Source organism: Dongia sp. agr-C8 (assembly GCF_054658695.1).
This window is the reverse complement of sequence record NZ_BAAGHZ010000004.1, coordinates 488,276-506,558: the sequence shown is the minus strand read 5'-3', so window position 1 is coordinate 506,558 and position 18,283 is coordinate 488,276. Positions and strand designations below refer to the sequence as shown.

General features: G+C 65.3%; 21 protein-coding genes. 3 read left to right on the top strand and 18 right to left on the bottom strand.

The window, feature by feature from the left end; translation table 11 throughout:
• Positions 1–11: 11 nt before the first annotated feature.
• The 12 genes from ACYQ4T_RS22670 to ACYQ4T_RS22615 all read right to left on the bottom strand — a co-directional run bounded on the left by ACYQ4T_RS22670 (position 12) and on the right by ACYQ4T_RS22615 (position 11,183).
• Complete coding sequence (locus ACYQ4T_RS22670; RefSeq protein WP_459859205.1) at positions 12–446, bottom strand: type II toxin-antitoxin system RatA family toxin; 435 nt, start codon at positions 444–446, stop codon at positions 12–14.
• Positions 447–541: 95 nt separating this feature from the next.
• Positions 542–1,480 (bottom strand): lipoyl synthase, encoded by a 939-nt coding sequence (gene lipA / locus ACYQ4T_RS22665; RefSeq protein ID WP_459858872.1) that lies wholly within the window; start codon positions 1,478–1,480, stop codon positions 542–544.
• A 6-nt stretch (positions 1,481–1,486) separates the two neighbouring features.
• Positions 1,487–1,711: a hypothetical protein gene (locus ACYQ4T_RS22660; RefSeq protein WP_459858871.1), complete on the bottom strand. Its 225-nt coding sequence runs from the start codon at positions 1,709–1,711 to the stop codon at positions 1,487–1,489.
• 32 nt (positions 1,712–1,743) lie between these two features.
• Positions 1,744–3,144: a dihydrolipoyl dehydrogenase gene (gene lpdA, locus ACYQ4T_RS22655; RefSeq protein WP_459858870.1), complete on the bottom strand. Its 1,401-nt coding sequence runs from the start codon at positions 3,142–3,144 to the stop codon at positions 1,744–1,746.
• A 22-nt stretch (positions 3,145–3,166) separates the two neighbouring features.
• Positions 3,167–3,547, bottom strand: coding sequence for a hypothetical protein (locus ACYQ4T_RS22650; RefSeq protein WP_459858869.1), 381 nt, complete (start codon positions 3,545–3,547; stop codon positions 3,167–3,169).
• 33 nt (positions 3,548–3,580) lie between these two features.
• Entirely contained in the window at positions 3,581–3,976 is a 396-nt protein-coding gene (locus tag ACYQ4T_RS22645; RefSeq protein ID WP_459858868.1) for a hypothetical protein, read from the bottom strand.
• Between the two features lie 22 nt (positions 3,977–3,998).
• Entirely contained in the window at positions 3,999–5,333 is a 1,335-nt protein-coding gene (locus tag ACYQ4T_RS22640) for a pyruvate dehydrogenase complex dihydrolipoamide acetyltransferase (protein WP_459858867.1), read from the bottom strand.
• Between the two features lie 15 nt (positions 5,334–5,348).
• Complete coding sequence (locus tag ACYQ4T_RS22635) at positions 5,349–6,710, bottom strand: pyruvate dehydrogenase complex E1 component subunit beta (RefSeq protein ID WP_459858866.1); 1,362 nt, start codon at positions 6,708–6,710, stop codon at positions 5,349–5,351.
• A 12-nt stretch (positions 6,711–6,722) separates the two neighbouring features.
• Complete coding sequence (gene pdhA / locus ACYQ4T_RS22630; RefSeq protein WP_459858865.1) at positions 6,723–7,745, bottom strand: pyruvate dehydrogenase (acetyl-transferring) E1 component subunit alpha; 1,023 nt, start codon at positions 7,743–7,745, stop codon at positions 6,723–6,725.
• Positions 7,746–7,962: 217 nt separating this feature from the next.
• Entirely contained in the window at positions 7,963–8,316 is a 354-nt protein-coding gene (locus ACYQ4T_RS22625; protein ID WP_459858864.1) for an FtsB family cell division protein, read from the bottom strand.
• Between the two features lie 193 nt (positions 8,317–8,509).
• Positions 8,510–9,787: a phosphopyruvate hydratase gene (gene eno / locus ACYQ4T_RS22620; protein ID WP_459858863.1), complete on the bottom strand. Its 1,278-nt coding sequence runs from the start codon at positions 9,785–9,787 to the stop codon at positions 8,510–8,512.
• A gap of 64 nt (positions 9,788–9,851) precedes the next feature.
• Positions 9,852–11,183: a YihY family inner membrane protein gene (locus tag ACYQ4T_RS22615; protein WP_459858862.1), complete on the bottom strand. Its 1,332-nt coding sequence runs from the start codon at positions 11,181–11,183 to the stop codon at positions 9,852–9,854.
• Positions 11,184–11,405: 222 nt separating this feature from the next.
• Between ACYQ4T_RS22615 and ACYQ4T_RS22610 the strand changes: the two genes are divergently transcribed.
• The 3 genes from ACYQ4T_RS22610 to ACYQ4T_RS22600 all read left to right on the top strand — a co-directional run bounded on the left by ACYQ4T_RS22610 (position 11,406) and on the right by ACYQ4T_RS22600 (position 12,850).
• Complete coding sequence (locus ACYQ4T_RS22610) at positions 11,406–11,792, top strand: hypothetical protein (RefSeq protein ID WP_459858861.1); 387 nt, start codon at positions 11,406–11,408, stop codon at positions 11,790–11,792.
• Between the two features lie 129 nt (positions 11,793–11,921).
• Positions 11,922–12,377: an N-acetyltransferase family protein gene (locus ACYQ4T_RS22605; protein WP_459858860.1), complete on the top strand. Its 456-nt coding sequence runs from the start codon at positions 11,922–11,924 to the stop codon at positions 12,375–12,377.
• Positions 12,374–12,850: an SRPBCC family protein gene (locus ACYQ4T_RS22600; protein ID WP_459858859.1), complete on the top strand. Its 477-nt coding sequence runs from the start codon at positions 12,374–12,376 to the stop codon at positions 12,848–12,850. The genes ACYQ4T_RS22605 and ACYQ4T_RS22600 overlap by 4 nt, the downstream gene beginning before the upstream one ends.
• On the opposite strand, the gene ACYQ4T_RS22595 is transcribed toward ACYQ4T_RS22600, so the two are convergent.
• The 6 genes from ACYQ4T_RS22595 to secG form a co-directional block, all read right to left on the bottom strand.
• Positions 12,807–13,664: a glycosyltransferase family 2 protein gene (locus ACYQ4T_RS22595; protein ID WP_459858858.1), complete on the bottom strand. Its 858-nt coding sequence runs from the start codon at positions 13,662–13,664 to the stop codon at positions 12,807–12,809. The two genes, ACYQ4T_RS22600 and ACYQ4T_RS22595, sit on opposite strands and share 44 nt — an antisense overlap.
• A gap of 26 nt (positions 13,665–13,690) precedes the next feature.
• Positions 13,691–14,593 (bottom strand): glycosyltransferase family 2 protein, encoded by a 903-nt coding sequence (locus tag ACYQ4T_RS22590; RefSeq protein WP_459858857.1) that lies wholly within the window; start codon positions 14,591–14,593, stop codon positions 13,691–13,693.
• A gap of 9 nt (positions 14,594–14,602) precedes the next feature.
• Entirely contained in the window at positions 14,603–14,968 is a 366-nt protein-coding gene (locus tag ACYQ4T_RS22585) for a VOC family protein (protein ID WP_459859204.1), read from the bottom strand.
• A 17-nt stretch (positions 14,969–14,985) separates the two neighbouring features.
• Positions 14,986–15,837 (bottom strand): 3-deoxy-8-phosphooctulonate synthase, encoded by an 852-nt coding sequence (gene kdsA / locus ACYQ4T_RS22580; RefSeq protein ID WP_459858856.1) that lies wholly within the window; start codon positions 15,835–15,837, stop codon positions 14,986–14,988.
• 93 nt (positions 15,838–15,930) lie between these two features.
• Positions 15,931–17,556 (bottom strand): CTP synthase, encoded by a 1,626-nt coding sequence (locus ACYQ4T_RS22575; RefSeq protein ID WP_459858855.1) that lies wholly within the window; start codon positions 17,554–17,556, stop codon positions 15,931–15,933.
• Positions 17,557–17,637: 81 nt separating this feature from the next.
• A complete protein-coding gene (secG, locus tag ACYQ4T_RS22570) occupies positions 17,638–18,087 on the bottom strand; it encodes a preprotein translocase subunit SecG (RefSeq protein ID WP_459858854.1) in 450 nt (149 codons plus the stop codon).
• Positions 18,088–18,283: the final 196 nt, after the last annotated feature.

The following is an 18,283-nucleotide window of genomic DNA, read 5'->3' as shown; positions in this document are numbered from 1 at the left end:
GCCCACCGTCGCTAGCCGTAGAGCTGCTTCGCGCGGGCCTCGAAGGCAGCGACCATGCGGCGGACCGCTTCGTGGAACAGCACGCCGATCAGCTTCTGCAGCATCGCCGAGCTGAACTCGAACTCCAGGAAGAACTCGATCCGGCAGCCGCCACCGGGCTCGTCATGGAAGGTCCAATGATTCTTCAATTGGCGGAACGGGCCGTTGATGTATTCGACGTCGATGCGCCGCTCCGCCCGATGCAGCCAGACCCGGCTGGAGAACTTCTCCCGCACCATCTTGAAGCCGATCATCAGGTCGGCCAGGAGCATGTCCGCCTGCTGCTCCCGGATCCGCGCCCCCACGCACCAGGGCAGGAATTCCGGATAGCGCGCGACATCGGCCACCAGGTCGAACATCTGCTGCGACGAATAGGGCAGCACCCGGGTCTCGTGGTGCGTTTTCATCGCCACGGGGGGAATCCTGAACGGGTGGGTTCGCTGTTCCCCCAAACTCCGTCATCCGAGTGAGCAATTGCACCGAGATTCAGAACGAGCATCGCCTAAGCAGACACCTTCGCCGCCCGCGCCGCCTGCAGCTTCTTGAAGTCGTCGCCGGCATGATGGGACGAGCGGGTGAGCGGCGAGGACGCAACCAGCAGGAAGCCCTTGCCGAGCCCCTGCTGCTTCAGCTGGTTGAACTCGGCCGGGGTCACGAAGCGGTCGACATGGTGATGCTTGCGGGTCGGCTGCAGATACTGGCCGATGGTCATGAAATCGACATCGGCGGCGCGGAGGTCGTCCATCACCTGCGCGACCTCGTCCAGGCTTTCGCCCAGGCCCACCATCATCCCGGACTTGGTGAAGACGGTCGGCGACAGCTCCTTCGCCCGCTGCAGCAGCCGCAGCGAATGGAAGTAGCGGGCACCGGGCCGGACGCTGCGATAGAGCCGCGGCACCGTCTCGAGATTATGGTTGAGGACGTCGGGACCGGCTTCGATCACGGTCTCGAGCGCGCCCGGCTTCTTCAGGAAGTCGGGGGTCAGCACTTCAATCGTGGTCTGCGGCGAGGTCGCACGGATACGACGGATGGTCTCGGCGAAATGTCCGGCCCCGCCGTCCGGAAGATCGTCGCGATCGACCGAAGTGATGACGATGTGATGGAAACCCAGAGCCGCGCAGGCCTCGGCGACATGCGCCGGCTCATGCGGGTCGAGCTGGTCCGGCCGTCCGGTCGCCACGTTGCAGAAGGCGCAGGCCCGGGTGCAGCGCGAGCCCAGGATCATCACCGTCGCATGCTTCTGCTTCCAGCACTCGCCGATATTGGGGCAGGCCGCTTCCTCGCAGACCGTGTTGAGGCCGAGCTTGCGCATGAGGGCGCGGGTCTCGGCGAACTCGGTCGACATCGGCGCCTTGACCCGAATCCATTCCGGCTTGCGCAAGAGCGGCGTGTCCGGCCGATGGGCCTTCTCGGGATGGCGCAATACCGACGCTTCAGTCATGCTTGTTCAGAAGACCTTCTCGGCGCCAATCCCCGCCGCTCGCTCTTCGACCGGCCAGCGTGCGAGAGCGAACACCCAAAGCATGATCAGGTTGACCAGTGGGATGAAGGCCACCAGAACCCACCACCCCGAATAACCGGCCTTCTTGATGATCTTCACATAAGGCACGATGAAGATCAGAAGCAGGATCAACGAGATGATCAGATGCCACAGTGAAAACGACCCTTCCACGATATGCCTCCCCTTTTGCTGGTTTCCCCTGACTAAAAATGGAGTGTCCGGCCGTAGGCCGCAAGCACCGACTCATGCATCATTTCCGACAGGGTCGGATGCGGGAAGACGGTGGCCATCAGCTCGGCTTCGGTGGTTTCCAGGGTCTTGGCGATGGTATAGCCCTGGATCAGCTCCGTCACCTCGGCGCCGACCATATGGGCGCCCAGGAGTTCCCCGGTCTTGGCGTCGAAGATGGTCTTGATCAGGCCCTCGGGCTCGCCCAAGGCGATGGCCTTGCCATTGCCGATGAAGGGGAACTTGCCGACCTTGATCTCGCGACCGGCGGCCTTGGCGGCCTCCTCGGTCAGGCCGACGCTGGCCACCTGCGGCATGCAATAGGTGCAGCCGGGGATGTTCTTGGTGTCCATCGGATGGACCCCTTTGACGCCGGCGATCTTCTCGACCACCAGCACGCCCTCGTGCATCGCCTTGTGGGCGAGCCAGGGCGGGCCGGCGAGATCGCCGATCGCATAGACCCCGGGCTCGCCGGTGCGGCCGTATTCGTCGATCACCACATGGGTCTTCTCGACCTTGACCTTGGTGCCTTCGAGGCCGATGCCCTCGACATTGCCGACGATGCCGACCGCCATGATCACGCGATCGACCGTCAGCTCCTCGGTCTTGCCGCCGGCCTCGATCGTGGCGGTGACGTTGTTGTTGCCCTTCTTCAACGCCTTCACCGTGGCGCCGACCTTGATCTTCATGCCCTGCTTCTCGAAGGCCTTGTGGGCGAAGGCGGAGATCTCCGCGTCCTCGACAGGGAGGATGCGCGGCATCACCTCGACCACGGTCACCTCGGCGCCGAGGGTCCTGAAGAAGCTCGCGAACTCGATGCCGATCGCACCGCTGCCGACCACCAGCAGCGATTTCGGCATCATGTTCGGCAGCAGCGCTTCACGGTAAGTCCAGATCAGCTTGCCGTCCGGCTCGAGGCCCGGGAACACCCGCGCCCGCGCGCCGGTCGCGAGGATGATGTGCTTGGCGGAGAGGTCGGCGACCGGCTTGCCGTCCTTCTCGACCTTCACCTTGCCGGCGCCGTTCAGTTTGCCCGAGCCGTCGAACACGGTGATCTTGTTCTTCTTCATCAGGTGCTTCACGCCCGCGGTCAACTGGCCCGAGACCTTGCGCGAGCGATCCACCACCTTCTGGAAGTCGAAGCTGACCTCCTTGGCGCTGAGGCCGTAGGCATCGCCATGCTGCATCAGGTGATAGACCTCGGCCGAGCGCAGCAGCGCCTTCGTGGGGATGCAGCCCCAGTTGAGGCAGATGCCGCCCAGGTTCTCGCGCTCGACCACCGCGGTGTTGAGCTTGAGCTGCGCGGCGCGGATCGCCGCCACATAGCCGCCCGGCCCACCGCCGAGAATGACCACATCGAAATTCGTATCGGCCACGTCGGTTCCTTCCTCTATTTGCTCATTGCGGCGCCGACAGGCCGGCGGCCTCGGAGCAGGTCTTGGTGATGGCGAGGATCTCGGGATCCGTCGCCATGGTGCCGGCCAGCTCGGAGACCGTCATGGTCGGGCGTTTGGCGAGCGCGGCGATCACTGGGTCGCGGGCGCATTTGCAGGCCGCCTCCGCCGCCACCAGCTGCTCGGGCGTCGGCGGCGTGCCGGCCTTGGTGAGTTGCTTCTGGTAGGTCGCGACGCAGTTCTTGCCGTAGGTCTCGCTGAACTTGCCGACCATCTGCGGGTCCTTGAAGTCGACGTCGATATTGGCCAGCCAATAGGCCCCGCCCCCGACGACCACGACGCCGAGCACGACCAGGATGACGATGCCCCAGAATATGTATTTCATCCAGTTCCCCCGGCGCGTTCCTTTGATCGGCCGTCAGTTCGGCATGACGTCGATGCCATAGGCCTGGTTGCAGGCTTCAAACTCGCGCATGATTGCCGGATCGTGGCCCAACAACTTCGCCTGCAACTGCACCACCGTCATGTCCTTGTCGCGCCGCATGTAGGCGATGAGCTTGTTGGCGTCGCAGGCACAGACCTGCTTGACCAGGGCGATCTTCTGATAGTCCTGCTGGTCGAAGAACTTGACAGCCATGTCGCTGCATTTCTGCTGAAACGTGGCTCTGAACGTGTCCGCTGCGTTGGGATCGCTCACGTCCACCTTCTTTGTAGCAACCCAGGTGATCCCGCCACCGACCAGCGCGAGCCCGCCGGCGATCGCAACGACGATCAGGAGTACCAGTCCGGCGGCGACGTAGATGATGGGGCGCATGGCCCGGGCTCCGTTTCGGCGGTCAGACCAGCATGGCGGCCGGGCTCTCCACCAGTCGCTTGAATGCTGCCAGCAGCTCGGCGCCCAGCGCGCCATCGACCGCGCGATGATCGACCGCGAGCGTCGCGCTCATCACCGTGGCCACGGCAAGCTGGCCGTTCTTCACCACGGCACGCTGCTCGCCGGCGCCGATCGCGAGGATGGTGGCCTGCGGCGGGTTGATGATCGCGCTGAAGCTCTTCACCCCGAACATGCCGAGATTGGAGAGCGAGCCGCTGCCGCCGGTGTAATCCTCGGGCTTCAGCTTGCCCGCCTTGGCGCGGCCGGCCAGTTCCTTCATCTCCGCGGAGATCTGGGTCAGCGTCTTCGCTTCAGCATTGCGGATGATCGGCGTCACCAGGCCGTTCGGGATCGCCACCGCCACCGAGATGTCGGAGGACTTGTACTGCTTGATGCCCTCGTCGCTCCAGGAGGCATTGGCCTTCGGCACCTGCCGGAGCGCGATGGCGTAGGCCTTGATCATGAAGTCGTTGACCGAGAGCTTGTAGGCGTTCGGCCCTTCCTTGGCCGAGCCGGCATTGGCGTCCTCGCGGAGCGCCAGCAGCCGGTCGAGCTCGCAATCCACCGTCAGGTAGAAATGCGGCACGAACTGTTTCGATTCCTGCAGGCGGCGCGCGATGGTCTTGCGGATCGTCGTATGCGGGATGAGCTCGAACTCGGGCTCGCCAAAGGCATTGAAGCTCGGTGCACCCGGCAAGGTCGCCGGTTTCTGGGCGGCGGCACCGGGCGCGGTCCTGCCGACGGGCGCCTTGTCGAGATCGGCGCGGACGACGCGGCCGTTCGGCCCGCTGCCGGCCAGACTGGAAAGGTCGATGCCCTTCTGCTCGGCGATGCGGCGCGCGAGCGGGCTGGCGAAGACGCGCGACTTCCCCCCACCCCGGCCCTCCCCCGAAGTCGGGGGAGCGGAGGTTGCCGCCGGTTTCGGTGTCGTCCCCTCCCCCATCTTTGGGGGAGGATTAGGGTGGGGGGAAGTCGCCTGAGGCTTCGCCTGCGCAGCCTTGGGCGCCGGTTCCGGGTTGGACTGCGGCGTCGCGGCGATGTCGGCGGCGCTTTCGCCCTCCTCCAGCAGCACGGCGATCACGTCGTTGACCTTCACGCCCTCGGTGCCGGCGGCGACCAGGATCCTGCCGATCTTGCCTTCATCGACGGCCTCGACCTCCATGGTCGCCTTGTCGGTTTCGATCTCGGCGATGACGTCGCCGGCTTTCACCGTATCGCCTTCCTTCTTCAGCCACTTCGCGAGGTTGCCCTCGGTCATGGTGGGCGAGAGGGCGGGCATCAGGATGTTGATCGGCATCGCTCCCTCCCTCTTCTAGCGATAGCAGACTTGCTTGGCCGCATCCGCGATCTGCGCGGCTTGCGGAAGCGCCAGTTTCTCGAGATTGGCGGCATAGGGCATCGGCACATCGACGCCGGCGACCCGTACCACCGGCGCGTCCAGGTAGTCGAAGGCCTGCTCCATGATCACCGCGGCCAGCTCCGAGCCGATGCCGGCGAAGGGCCAGCCTTCCTCGACGCTGACCAGGCGGTTCGTCTTCTGCACCGAGGCGACGATGGTCGCGGTATCGAGCGGCCGGATGGTGCGGAGATCGATGACTTCCGCGTCGATCCCCTCCTTCGCCAGCAGCTCGGCCGCCTCGAGGGCGACGCCGACCATGCGCGAGAAGGCGGTGATCGTAACCTGCGATCCCTTGCGTACGACCTTGGCCTTGCCGATCGGCACGATCCAGTCCTTGTCCTGCGGCACCTCGAAGCTCTGGCCGTAGAGGATCTCGTTCTCCAGGAAGATCACCGGATTGGGATCGCGGATCGCGGATTTCAGCAGGCCCTTTGCATCCGCCGCCGACCAGGGGGCGACAACCTTGAGGCCCGGAATATGCGCATACCAGCTGGCATAGCATTGCGAATGCTGGGCGGCGACCCGCGCCGCGGCGCCGTTAGGGCCGCGGAAGACGATCGGCGAACCCATCTGGCCGCCGGACATATAGTTGGTCTTGGCCGCCGAGTTGACGATCTGGTCGATCGCCTGCATCGAGAAGTTCCAGGTCATGAACTCGACGATCGGCTTCAACCCGGTGAAGGCCGCGCCGACCGCGAGGCCGGCGAAGCCATGCTCGGTGATCGGTGTGTCGATGACCCGGTTCGGGCCGAACTCTTCCAGCAGGCCTTGGCTCACCTTATAGGCGCCCTGGTATTCGGCGACTTCCTCGCCCATCAGGAACACGGTCTCGTCGCGCCGCATCTCCTCGGCCATGGCGTCGCGCAAGGCTTCGCGCACGGTCTGGGTCACGGTCGGGCCGCTGAACTCCGGCTCGGCGGCGACCGGCGCCGCGGCCGGCTTGGCGGCCGACGGGGCGGCAGCCTTCGGCGCGTCCGCTTTCGGCGCTTCAGCCTTGGGTGCTGCAGGTGCGGGCGCGGCGCCGGCGGCTTCGTCGTCGCCGCGCAGCACCGCAATCGGCGTGTTGACGGCGACATTCTCCGTCCCCTCGGGAACGAGGATCTGGTCGAGCACGCCTTCATCGACGGCTTCGACTTCCATGGTCGCCTTGTCGGTCTCGATCTCGGCCAGGATGTCGCCGGCCTTGACCGCGTCACCCTTCGACTTCAGCCATTTCGACAGCTTGCCCTCGGTCATGGTCGGCGAGAGCGCGGGCATCAGGACTTGTACGGACATCTTGCGCTCCCCTTACGCTTTCGCTTCGACCAGGACGTCGGTGTAGAGCTCGGCGGGATCGGGCTCCGGCGAGGCCTGGGCGAACTCGGTCGCCTGCGAGACCAGGTCCTTCACTTCGCGGTCGATGTTCTTGAGGCCGTTCTCGTCGATATGCTTCTCGGAGAGGAGGCGCTCGCGCAGGCGATCGATCGGGTCGTGCTCCTGGCGCATCTTCGCGACCTCTTCCTTGGTGCGATACTTCGCCGGGTCGGACATCGAATGGCCGCGGTAGCGGTAGGTCATCATCTCGAGGATGTAGGGGCCGTTGCCGTCGCGGGCATGGCCCAGCGCCCGGGCGGCGGCGGCGCGCACGGTGGCGACGTCCATGCCATCGACCTGCTCGCCCGGAATGCCGTAGGCGAGGCCGCGGTCGCAGAGCTTGGTGCCGGCGGCGGAGCGCTGCACCGAGGTCCCCATGGCGTATTTGTTGTTCTCGATCACATAGACCACCGGCAGCTTCCAGAGTGCGGCCATGTTGAAGGCTTCGTAGACCTGGCCCTGGTTGACGGCGCCGTCGCCGAGATAGGCCATCGCGACCTTGCCGTCCTTCTTGTACTTGTGCGCGAAGCCGAGGCCGGTGCCGAGCGGCACCTGGGCGCCGACGATGCCATGGCCGCCGAAGAAGCCCTTCTCGGCGCTGAACATGTGCATCGAGCCGCCCTTGCCCTTGGAATAGCCGCCGGCGCGACCGGTCAATTCGGCCATGACGCCCTTCGGGTCCATGCCGCAGGCGAGCATATGGCCGTGGTCGCGGTAGCTGGTGATGACGGTGTCGCCCTCTTCCGAGGCCGCCTGCATGCCGACCACCACGGCTTCCTGGCCGATGTAGAGATGGCAGAAGCCGCCGATCAGCCCCATGCCGTAGAGCTGGCCCGCCTTCTCCTCGAACCGGCGGATCAGCAGCATGTCGCGGTAATGCCGGATGAGCTCTTCTGAGGGGATCTTGGCCGGCTGGGCGGCGGATTTGGCGGCAGGCTTGGTGGCGGTTTTGGCCATGAGACCCCCTGTTGGGTTTTATTGGGCGGGCGGACTTCTTGGAAAACCCGCCATCACTCGCCCGGTTCTCCCGGGTTCGAGCAGGGTCGAGGAAGCCGCCGCAGGGGGTAAATTAGGCTCAGCGCAATAAAAGTTCAATCGCGCTTATTTCGCTGAATCTAAAACAAAAAATGACAGTTAACTGGATTAGAGTTAACCGGACCTCGGGGGAACAGGATCAGTTGAGCGCGGGTTGCGGCGCGGCGCCGGGCTTCTGCTGGGCGTTGTAGAAGATCACCAGGTCGTCGGGATGCGCAAAGTTCAGCATGACCCGCGCCCGCTCCTCGAGCATGTCGAGATCGAGGCTGGTGTTGGAGAGCAACGCCACGCGCTGCTCCATCTCCTGCCGCTCGCGATCGGTCTTGGCGAGCTCGTCCTCGGCGACGCGGATCTGCTGGTTCAACTGCATCCAGGCGACGATGCCGCGATCGCCCTGCACCGCGTGATAGACGAAGTAGCCCGCAAGGCAGGCGCCCAGCATCGGCCAGGTCACTTGAGCGAGTCGACGCTTGATGTCGCGGCGTAGGTCCATAGCAAGAGCGAATCACATCGCGATTCCCGCCGTCAACAGAAATCGATTCAACAGGTTAGAAGAGATTCATTTTTCGTGAGTCGAACGGCGTATTTGAGCGACGGCACGAGATGCGCGGGTCAAGCCCGCGCATGACGCTCAAAGAAGTACGTCATCGCCGGGCTTGGCCCGGCGATCTCATGCCGCGTGTCCGCTACCGCCGAAACACACCCTTCCCCGCGTAGCGCGCGGAGGGCCCCAGCTGCTCCTCGATGCGGATCAGCTGGTTGTACTTGGCGTTGCGGTCGGAGCGCGACAGCGAGCCGGTCTTGATCTGGCCGGCATTGGTGGCGACGGCGATGTCGGCGATGGTCGAATCCTCGGTCTCGCCGGAGCGGTGCGAGATGACCGCGCGGTAGCCCGCCTTATGCGCCATTTCCACCGCTTCCAGGGTCTCCGAGAGACTGCCGATCTGGTTGACCTTCACCAGGATCGCGTTGGCGACGCCCTTCGAGATGCCGTCGGCGAGGCGCTTCGGGTTGGTGACGAAGAGGTCGTCCCCGACCAGCTGCACCTTCTTGCCGATCGCGTCGGTCAGCGACTTCCAGCCCTTCCAGTCATCCTCGGCCATGCCGTCCTCGATGGTCACGATCGGGAACTTGGCGACGAGGTCGGCATAGAGCTTCACCATGCCGTCGGAATCGAGGGTCTTGCCCTCGCCTTCCATGACGTATTTGCCGTCCTTGAAGAACTCGGTCGATGCCGTGTCGAGGCCGAGCGCGATCTCGTCGCCGGCCTTGAATCCGGCCTTCTCGATCGACTTCACCACGAACTCGAGCGCCTTCTCGGCACTGGCGATATTGGGGGCGAAGCCGCCCTCGTCGCCGACATTGGTGTTGTGGCCGGCCTTCTTGAGCTCGGCGCGAAGCGCATGGAACACTTCCGCGCCCCAGCGGATCGCCTCGGCACAGGAAGGCGCCGCCCAGGGCAGGACCATGAATTCCTGGAAGTCGATCGGGTTGTCGGCATGGGCGCCACCGTTGATGATATTCATCATCGGCACCGGCAGGGTCGAGGCCTGGGTCCCGCCGATATAGCGGTAGAGCGGCAGGCCCGCCTCCTGCGCCGCGGCCTTGGCGACCGCGAGGCTGACGCCGAGGATCGCGTTGGCCCCGAGCCGCGCCTTGTTCGGCGTGCCGTCGAGCTCGATCATGGTCTTGTCGATATGCAGCTGACCGGCGGCGTCGAGGCCGGAGACCGCGTCGAAGATCTCCCCGTTGACGGCATCGACCGCCTTCAAGACACCCTTGCCGCCATACTTGGACTTGTCGCCGTCCCTGAGCTCGACCGCCTCATGGGCGCCGGTCGAAGCGCCGGACGGCACGGCGGCACGGCCCATGGCCCCGCTCTCCAAGGTCACGTCGACCTCCACGGTCGGGTTGCCCCGGCTGTCCAGGATCTGTCTTGCGTGGATGTCGATGATCGCGCTCATTCCGCCTCTTCCTCGGCTCATTCGGGGTTGGAGCGGAAGTTATAGCGGCGCCGGTCGGGGCCTTCTACCGCGAATTGGCGGCTTCCTTGGCCGCGGCTTCGGGCGGCTTGTCCAGCGCGCCCAGCGCCGCCTCGACCGACTGCGCCAGCATCCCCTGCTCCTCCTTGTCCAGTCGCTCGATCAGCGGGCTGACCCGCGGCACGTTCCCGCTCTCCCCGCCGGCCAGGGTGACGCCGAGCACGCGGCAGAGGTAATGCATGGTCATCGCGGAAAGGTCGCGGGTCAGCACCCAGCGCCCGCGGTCGCTGTGCGCGATGATGTTGGCGCGCTGCAGCTGCTCCAGCAGGGTGTGCATCAGGACCGGATCGGCGTGCAGTTCCTGGACGAAATCCTGGGTCCGCACCCCGGCCCCATGGCTGCGCGCCTGGCGGAGCAGCGCCAGGGCGCCGAGGCTGAAGCTCAGCTGGTCGCCGCGGCGGTGATGCGCCACGAAGGCGCGCCGGCCGGCGCGCCATTCCGGCAAGGCCGCGGTGATCTCGGCGCCGATCAGGGTGATGACCCAGGCGAGATACATCCAGACCATGAAGATCGGGATCGCCGCCAGCGCGCCGTAGAGCGCCTGATAGGTCGGCGCGTAGGTCAGGTAGAGCCCGAACAGCCGTTTCACCGCCTCGAACAGGAAGGCCGCGGCGAGCCCGCCCCAGATCGCATCGACGTTCAGCACCGGCCGCGTCGGCATCAGCCGATAGAACAGCGCGAAGCCCGCCGCCTCGAGCACGAAGGGCAGGATGTTGCCGAGGATCTGCACGCCGGTGCTGACGCCGTAGAAATCGGCCTCGGCGCCCATCTGGAAGAAATAGGTCGAGATCGAGAAGCTGACGCCGAACAGGATCGGTCCCAGGGTGATCAGCGCCCAGTAAATCGGAAAGCGGTTCCACTGGGTCTTGCCCGTGGTCGAGCCGAAGATCCGGTCGAACGCGGTCTGGATCGTGTGGATCAGCAGGATCGCCGTGACGGCCAGGCCGACGATGCCGGCGCCGGTGGCCTTCCCCGCGTTGTCCATGAAGGTGTTGAGATAGGTGTTCACGGTCACGCCGAGACTCGGTGCGAGGTTGTTGAACAGGGTCTGGATCATCTCCTCGCGCATGCCGGCAAAAAACGGAAACGCCGCGAACATGGAGAGCGCGATCGTCAGCATCGGCACGATCGCGAGCAGCGAGGTGTAGCCGAGAGCGGCGGCCGCTGTGGTGCAGCCGTCGCTCTGGAAGCGGGCCAGCAGATAGCGCAGGAAGCTCGGCGTCGCCTTGGAAGTGCGGCCGGCGATGGCCCGCGCCCGCTCGGCCGCATGATGCGCCGCGGCCAGCTTCACCTGTCGATGCTCGACATTCTCGGCCATCCCGGTTCCCCGCCGGCTCTTCCCTGCATCTGAAAGCTACGCTCGCGGAAGAGTCCCGGTCAACCAAAGGGACCAAGCCATGGGTCACGGCTGAATCGCGGGATCACCCATCTGTTCCCGAGCAAAGCGGGAGACGGTCCGACTCAAGCGGGAGCCTCGGAACTCCCCCTGGGAGCTCAGGTTGCCCCTTCACTCGCTCAAATCAAATCCGAAGGAGTAACCATGATCATCCTCAAGGCCACGCGCAACGGCATCGCCGGTGCGGCAGCGGTCGCGCTCATCGTCGCGGCCTCCGCCATGCCGGTCGTCGCTCAGTCCAACACGACGCCGCAGGATAACGGAGCCGACTGCTCCGGCTCCGGCGCCAACCAAGCCAACTGCACCAACAACAACTCCAACACCGGCGCGACCTCTCCCGACAGCGGCGGCGGCGACAACGGTGTTGGCGGCGCCAACAATCCGGCCACCGGAACTGGAACAGGCTCCGGCACCGGAACCGGCGCCGGTGGCGGCGGTACCGGCGACGGAACCGGTGGTGCGGGCGGTGGCTCCAGCGGTGGGGGCTCGGGCGGCGGTGGCGGATCGGGCGGTGGCGGCAGCGGCAACTGATCGCTTCGTCCAAAACGAGAGCCCCCGCGCTACACATCGCGGGGGCTCTTCTTCCATCTGGACCGAAGACAGGTTCCGATTTCCTCCGTCAATGCCTAGAGTCGGACCGGAAACGGAATCGAGGTCTTTATGGCAGTTACTGTCAGGCCGGCGCGACCCGGGGACCGCGCGGCGGTCAAGCGCATGCTCGGCGAGTTCGTCGAGTATCTCAATGCAATCGAGCCATCGGATGATGAAGCCGATCTCGACTTCCTGGTGGATCAGTCCTTCGGACCCGACCCGGTCTGCGCGACCCTAATCGCCGAGCGCGCCGGTCAAGCGGTCGGCTATGTGGGCTATCACCCCGGGGTCTGGGAGATCTGGCGCTCGCTCTACGTGATCAGCCTCTTCGTCCGCGCCGAGGCCCGCGGCACCGGCGCCGGCCGGGCGTTGATCGATGCGGTCAAGGACGTCGCCCGGGCGCAGCGGGCCCAGCGCATCGTCTGGGAAGTCTGGCGCAAGAATCCGCTGGCGATCGACTTCTACAAAGGGATCGGCGGTGAGGTCTTCGACGAGAATCTGCGGATGAGCCTGGTGGTCGAATGATCGAGATCTATCGCAGCTCGGTCATTCCCGCCCCGGCGCAGCAGGTCTGGGCCTTGGTGCGGGACTTCAACGCTATGCCCGGCTGGAATGCGACGATCCGTAGCTCGGCGATCGAGAACGGTCCGGCCGACCGCATCGGCTGCCGCCGGGTATTGACCTTCGACGACGGCAGCGTCTGGACCCACGAGCTGACGCAGCTCTCCGATGCCGAAATGACTGTCGGCTATGCCATCGTTGGAACGCCGCCGGGAACGAAGATCCCGATGCGCGACTATCGCGCCGTGATTCGGCTCGAGCCGGTGGTCGACGGCGACAGCTGCTTCATCGCCTGGCGCGCGACCTTGGAGACTGACGAGGAAGCGATCGTCCGCACGCGCGCCCAGGCGGTGTTTCAAGCGGGCTTCGATGGGCTGAAGCGCCGGTTCGGCGCTAGACCGAGTTCACCACGCCCCGGGTCACCGCCTGAGGGCTGAGGTCGAAGGTCAGACGCCGCACGCAATCCCAGCCCGGTACCGGCATGAAGCTGTGATCGGGCGGAAGGTCCAGGGTGAAATGGATCGGCTTGTCGGACGTCTCGTCGGCCTGCTCCACGACGTCCCGGATCAACCCGTAGAGCTGCTTGCATTGCTCGGGCGCCATGCTCTTAGGCCCGAGGCTTCGGAGCAGTGTGGTCTTTACGATCAGATAGGCGCCGTTCACCCGCTGATTGCGCAGCTTGGACGGGTAGCGGGTATAGCGAACCCGCGTCGCGTCATCATGCGCGATGATGTCGATGTAATCGAGGCTGAGCCGCTCGGATTGGATGCCGAGCATATCCAGGCGTAGGTAGAAATCGGTGTCTTCGCAGCCATAGCCTTCGAACGCCTCGTCATATCCGTCCACCAGCCTGAAATCGTCGCGGTGCAGGATACAGCTGCCGTTGGTGCCGATGATGCCGACCTTGGCCGGACCGAAACGAAAGAACCTGCCGTTTCGCAGCTGAGGCGCGATGTTTGCCAGGAAGTCGGGCGCGGGCAGGATATCCGCGTCGATAAATATCAGCCACTCACCGCGCGCCGCCGCCGCGCCACGGTTGCGGCCTATCGCGATGTTGAGGAGCGGCGCGTCGGCGATCTTCACTACACGTGCGGCCGGGAAGTCGCGGGCTACCGCCGCCGCTGTCCCGGCCGGGCAGTCGTAGTCCACGACGATGGTCTCCGCATCCGGCTGCGCCAGGGCGCGCGGCAGCGATTGCCGCAGGTGTTCCAGCCGATCCTTGCAGAGAATGATGATGGAGAAGCGCGGCACCCTGCCCCCTTGGTCGATTGCGGGATCTATTGCCGGAGGAACTTCTGCAGGCCGCCGCCGCTCTTGATCTCCGCCTCGGTCGCAGTCTGCTTCAGTGTAAGATCGAGGACCAGCTGGCGCTTCACCTCCCATTCGCTGAACGGCATATGGCCGTGCAGATCGGGCAAGGGCAGCGCGAGGCGAAAAGCGGTGCGGCCCGATCGGAGCGCCGACTTGACCGATCGCCGGACCAGGACGTAGAGCGACTGCCGCATCTCCTCCGGCAGCTCCGGTATGCCGTATTGCTGCAGCAAGGCCAATTTCACCACGCGGTAGGCGGTGTTGATGCGGATGCTGTCGGGAACGGATTTGCGCTTGAAGAACTGCACCCGCTCTTCCTGGCCATGGTCCAGGCAGGTTTCGATCAGCTTGCCGTCGAGACTGCCGCGCGCGACCTTGTTCCGCTCCAGCCGGGCATAGAGGTCGTTGTCCTCGCCGCCGTAACCCTGGATCACCGTGTCATACCCTTGCACGGCGAGAAAATCCTCCCGCCGCACCAGGCAGCTGCCGAACAGGCTGAGCATCCCGGACTTGAACCGGTAGTACGTCCGCGCTTGCGGTTTGATCCCCTGCAGCTTGAGCGTCGTGGCGATGCGCTGGAGCATGTTGGGCGCGACCATGACGTCCGCATCCAGGAAGGCCAGCCAGTCTCCGGTCGCGGCTTCAGCGCCGAGGTTGCGGGCATGCGAGATGTTGAAGATCGGGGCATCGGCGACGGCCACGACCTTGGCCTCGGGATGCACGCGCCGCACATAATCCCCGGTCCCGTCGGGGCAATCGTAGTCGACCACGATCACTTCGGTGTCGCGCTGCTTCAGGAAGCGCGGCAGCGATTCTTTCAGGTGATGCAACCGACCCTTACAGGTGGTGACGATCGAGAAGCGCGGCACGCGATCCCCTCAACGGTGCTGCACGAGGTCCCAGAGGTTACCATAGAGATCGCGAAACACCACGACCGTGCCGTAGCTCTCCTCGCGCGGCGCCTCGGTGAAGTCGACGCCCTTGGCTTTGTAGGACTCGTAATCGCGCCGGAAATCGTCGGTGTTCAGGAACAGGAAGACGCGGCCGCCGGTCTGGTCACCGACCCTTGCTACCTGCTCCGGAGCCTTGGCCTTCGCCAGCAACAGCGAGGTCTCACCACCGGGCGGCGACACGCGCACGAAGCGCTTGCCGGAACCTTGCGGCGTGTCCTCGACCAGCCGGAAGCCCAATACCCCGGTGTAATAGGCGATGGCGCGGTCGTAGTCGTCGACCAGCAGTGCCAGCGCGGCGATGCGCTGGGTCAGGGCTGGATGCTCTCGACCGGCCGGTCCTTGGCGAGCTTGTCGAAGGCCATGATGGTCTCCAAGAGCTTCGGCAGGTGCTTCAGCGGCACCATGTTCGGTCCGTCGGACGGTGCGTGATCCGGATCCTGGTGCGTCTCCATGAAGACCGCCGCGACCCCGACCGCGACGGCGGCGCGGGCCAGCACCGGCACGAACTCGCGCTGGCCGCCCGAGGTCGTCCCCTGCCCGCCCGGCTGCTGCACCGAATGGGTGGCGTCGAACACCACCGGATAGCCGGTCTCGGCCATGATCGGCAGCGCCCGCATGTCGCTGATCAGCGTGTTGTAGCCGAAGGAGACGCCGCGCTCGCAGGCCAGCACATTGTCGTTGCCCGCGGCCGAGCACTTGGCGATCACGTTCTTCATGTCCCAGGGCGCCAGGAACTGGCCCTTCTTGATGTTGATCGCGCGCCCGGTCTTGGCGGCGGCGATCAGCAGATCGGTCTGGCGCGAGAGGAAGGCCGGGATCTGCAGCACATCGACCGCTTCGGCCGCCTGGGCGCATTGCTCCTCGGTATGGACGTCGGTCAGCACAGGCACGCCGTACCTGTCGCGGAGCTCCGCGAAGATCGGCAGGCTTTCCTTCAGCCCCAAGCCGCGCGCGGTGGTGATGCTGCTGCGGTTGGCCTTGTCGAAGCTGGTCTTGTAGATGAGACCGATGCCGAGCTTGCCGGTGAGTTCGGTCAAGGCATGGCACATCTCATGCGCATGCGCCCGGCTCTCGAGCTGGCAGGGCCCGGCGATCAGCGCCAGCGGCCGGTCATTGCCGAGGGTGAGATTGCCGATGCGGACGTGACGTGGTTTGGGCATTTGAAACTCCGTCATGCCCGGGCTTGACCCGGGCATCTGTATCAGGCGTCGCGCAGATGGCCGGGTCAAGCCCGGCCATGACGACTTGGGGAACTACACCAACCGCGACTGCGTCAAAGCCGCGCCGATGAACGACGTGAACAGCGGGTGGGGCTCAAACAGCCGCGATTTCAGCTCCGGATGGAACTGGACGCCGACGAACCAGGGATGGTCGGGGATTTCCACCATCTCCGGCAGCACGCCGTCCGGCGACATGCCGGAGAATTTCAGCCCCGCCTTTTCCAGCCGGTCCTTGTAGTTGATGTTGACCTCGTAGCGGTGGCGGTGCCGCTCGCTGATCCGGGTCTTGCCGTAGATGCCGGCGATCAGGCTGCCCGGTGTCACGTCGCATTCATAGGCGCCGAGGCGCATCGTGCCGCCGAGATCGCCGCCGGCCTTGCGCTTCTCCAGCATGTTGCCGCGCAGCCATTCGGTCATCAGGCCGACCACGGGCTCGCTGGTCTCACCGAACTCGGTCGAGCTCGCATTCTTCACGCCGACCAGATTCCGGGCCGCCTCGATGACCGCCATCTGCATGCCGAAGCAGATGCCGAAATACGGCACCTTGCGCTCGCGGGCGAAGCGCGCCGCCTGGATCTTGCCCTCGGCCCCGCGCTCGCCGAAGCCGCCGGGCACCAGGATGCCGTGCACGCCGTCCAGATGCTGGACCGCGTCCTCGCGCTCGAAGATCTCGCTGTCGATCCAGTTCAGGTTGACCTTCATGTTGTTGGCGATGCCGCCATGCCGCAGCGCCTCGGCCAGCGACTTGTACGCGTCGAGCAGCGAGGTGTACTTGCCGACGATCGCGATGTTCACTTCGCCCTCGGGGTGGCGGATGCGCTCGACCGTGTCGTTCCAGGGTTTCAGGTCCGGCGGCGGCGCGTTGAGATTGAAGTGGCGGCAGACCTCGTCGTCGAAGCCTTCGTTATGGTAGGCGCCGGTGACGGCATAGATCGTGTCCACGTCCAGCGCCTGGATGACGGCGCTCGGGCGCACGTTGCAGAACTGCGCGATCTTGCGTCGGCTCTCGGCCGGAATCTCGCGGTCGCAACGGCAGAGCAGGATATCCGGCTGGATACCGACCGATTGCAGCTCCTTGACCGAATGCTGGGTCGGCTTGGTCTTCAGCTCGCCGGCCGCCGGAATCCAGGGGATCAGCGTCAGGTGCACGAACATCGTGCGCTCCGAGCCGAGCTCGTTGCCGAGCTGGCGGATCGCTTCCAGGAACGGCAGGCTCTCGATGTCGCCCACCGTGCCGCCGATCTCGCAGAGCACGAAATCCTCGTCGGAGAGATCGGCCTTGATCCAGTCCTTGATCGCATCGGTGACGTGGGGAATGACCTGGATGGTCGCGCCGAGATAATCGCCGCGCCGCTCCTTGGTGATTACGTTCTGGTAGATGCGCCCGGTGGTGATGCTGTCCGAACGGCGGCCGGAGATGCCGGTGAAGCGCTCGTAATGGCCGAGATCGAGGTCGGTCTCGGCCCCGTCGTCGGTGACGTAGACCTCGCCGTGCTGATACGGGCTCATCGTGCCCGGATCGACGTTGAGATAGGGGTCGAGCTTCCGCAGGCGGACCTTGAATCCGCGTGCCTGCAGCAGAGCACCGAGTGCCGCTGAAGAAAGACCCTTGCCGAGAGAGGAGACCACGCCGCCGGTGATGAAAATGAAACGCGTCATGGGCGGTCCTTATGGAACGAGTCGGGACACCCCGGCAAGTGCTGCTGACTTGCCGGGTGAGGGAGGTTCCTTTTCAAGGGATTACTGGCCGGTCGGTGCGGCGGGCGCGGCCGGTTCGGCCGGCGTCGCGGGTGCGGACGGCGCTGTCGCGCCCGAGTCGCCCCCGGAGGACGACCCCGCGGGAATCTCCGGACCGGTATTGGCCGGCGCGTTGTTGGTGGGCGCCGCCGGTGCCGTCGAGGTCGCGGGTACCAGCGTGGTCGGCTTGCCCCGGCCGGCGTGGTCGCCATAGGCCAGGATCAGGGTGCTCGCCAGGAAGCCCGCCGCCAGGATTGCGGTGGTACGGGTGATCACGTTGGCCTGGGCGCGACCGGTCAGGAAGCCGCCCATGCCCCCGGCACCGCCGCCACCGCCGCCGCCAAGGCCACCCAGCCCGCCTTCCGAACGCTGCATCAGGACGATGATGCCGACGAGGCCGATAGCCAGGAAAACCTGGATCACGCGGAAGACGGTGTAAATGATCTCGGGCATTGGCTGCGCTTTTGGGTCCGGAACGGTTGCGGCCGGGTTTCTAAACCGTTTGAGATGGGATTTCCAGCAGCGATTTCCAGTGCACATTCTGAGGGTTAGCGCACCGCGTTCTTAGGGTGTTTCGCACCCCCACCCTAACCCGCCCCCGCTTCGGGGGCGGGGACTGTACCGTGCCCGCCCTCTTCCCCCTCCCCCG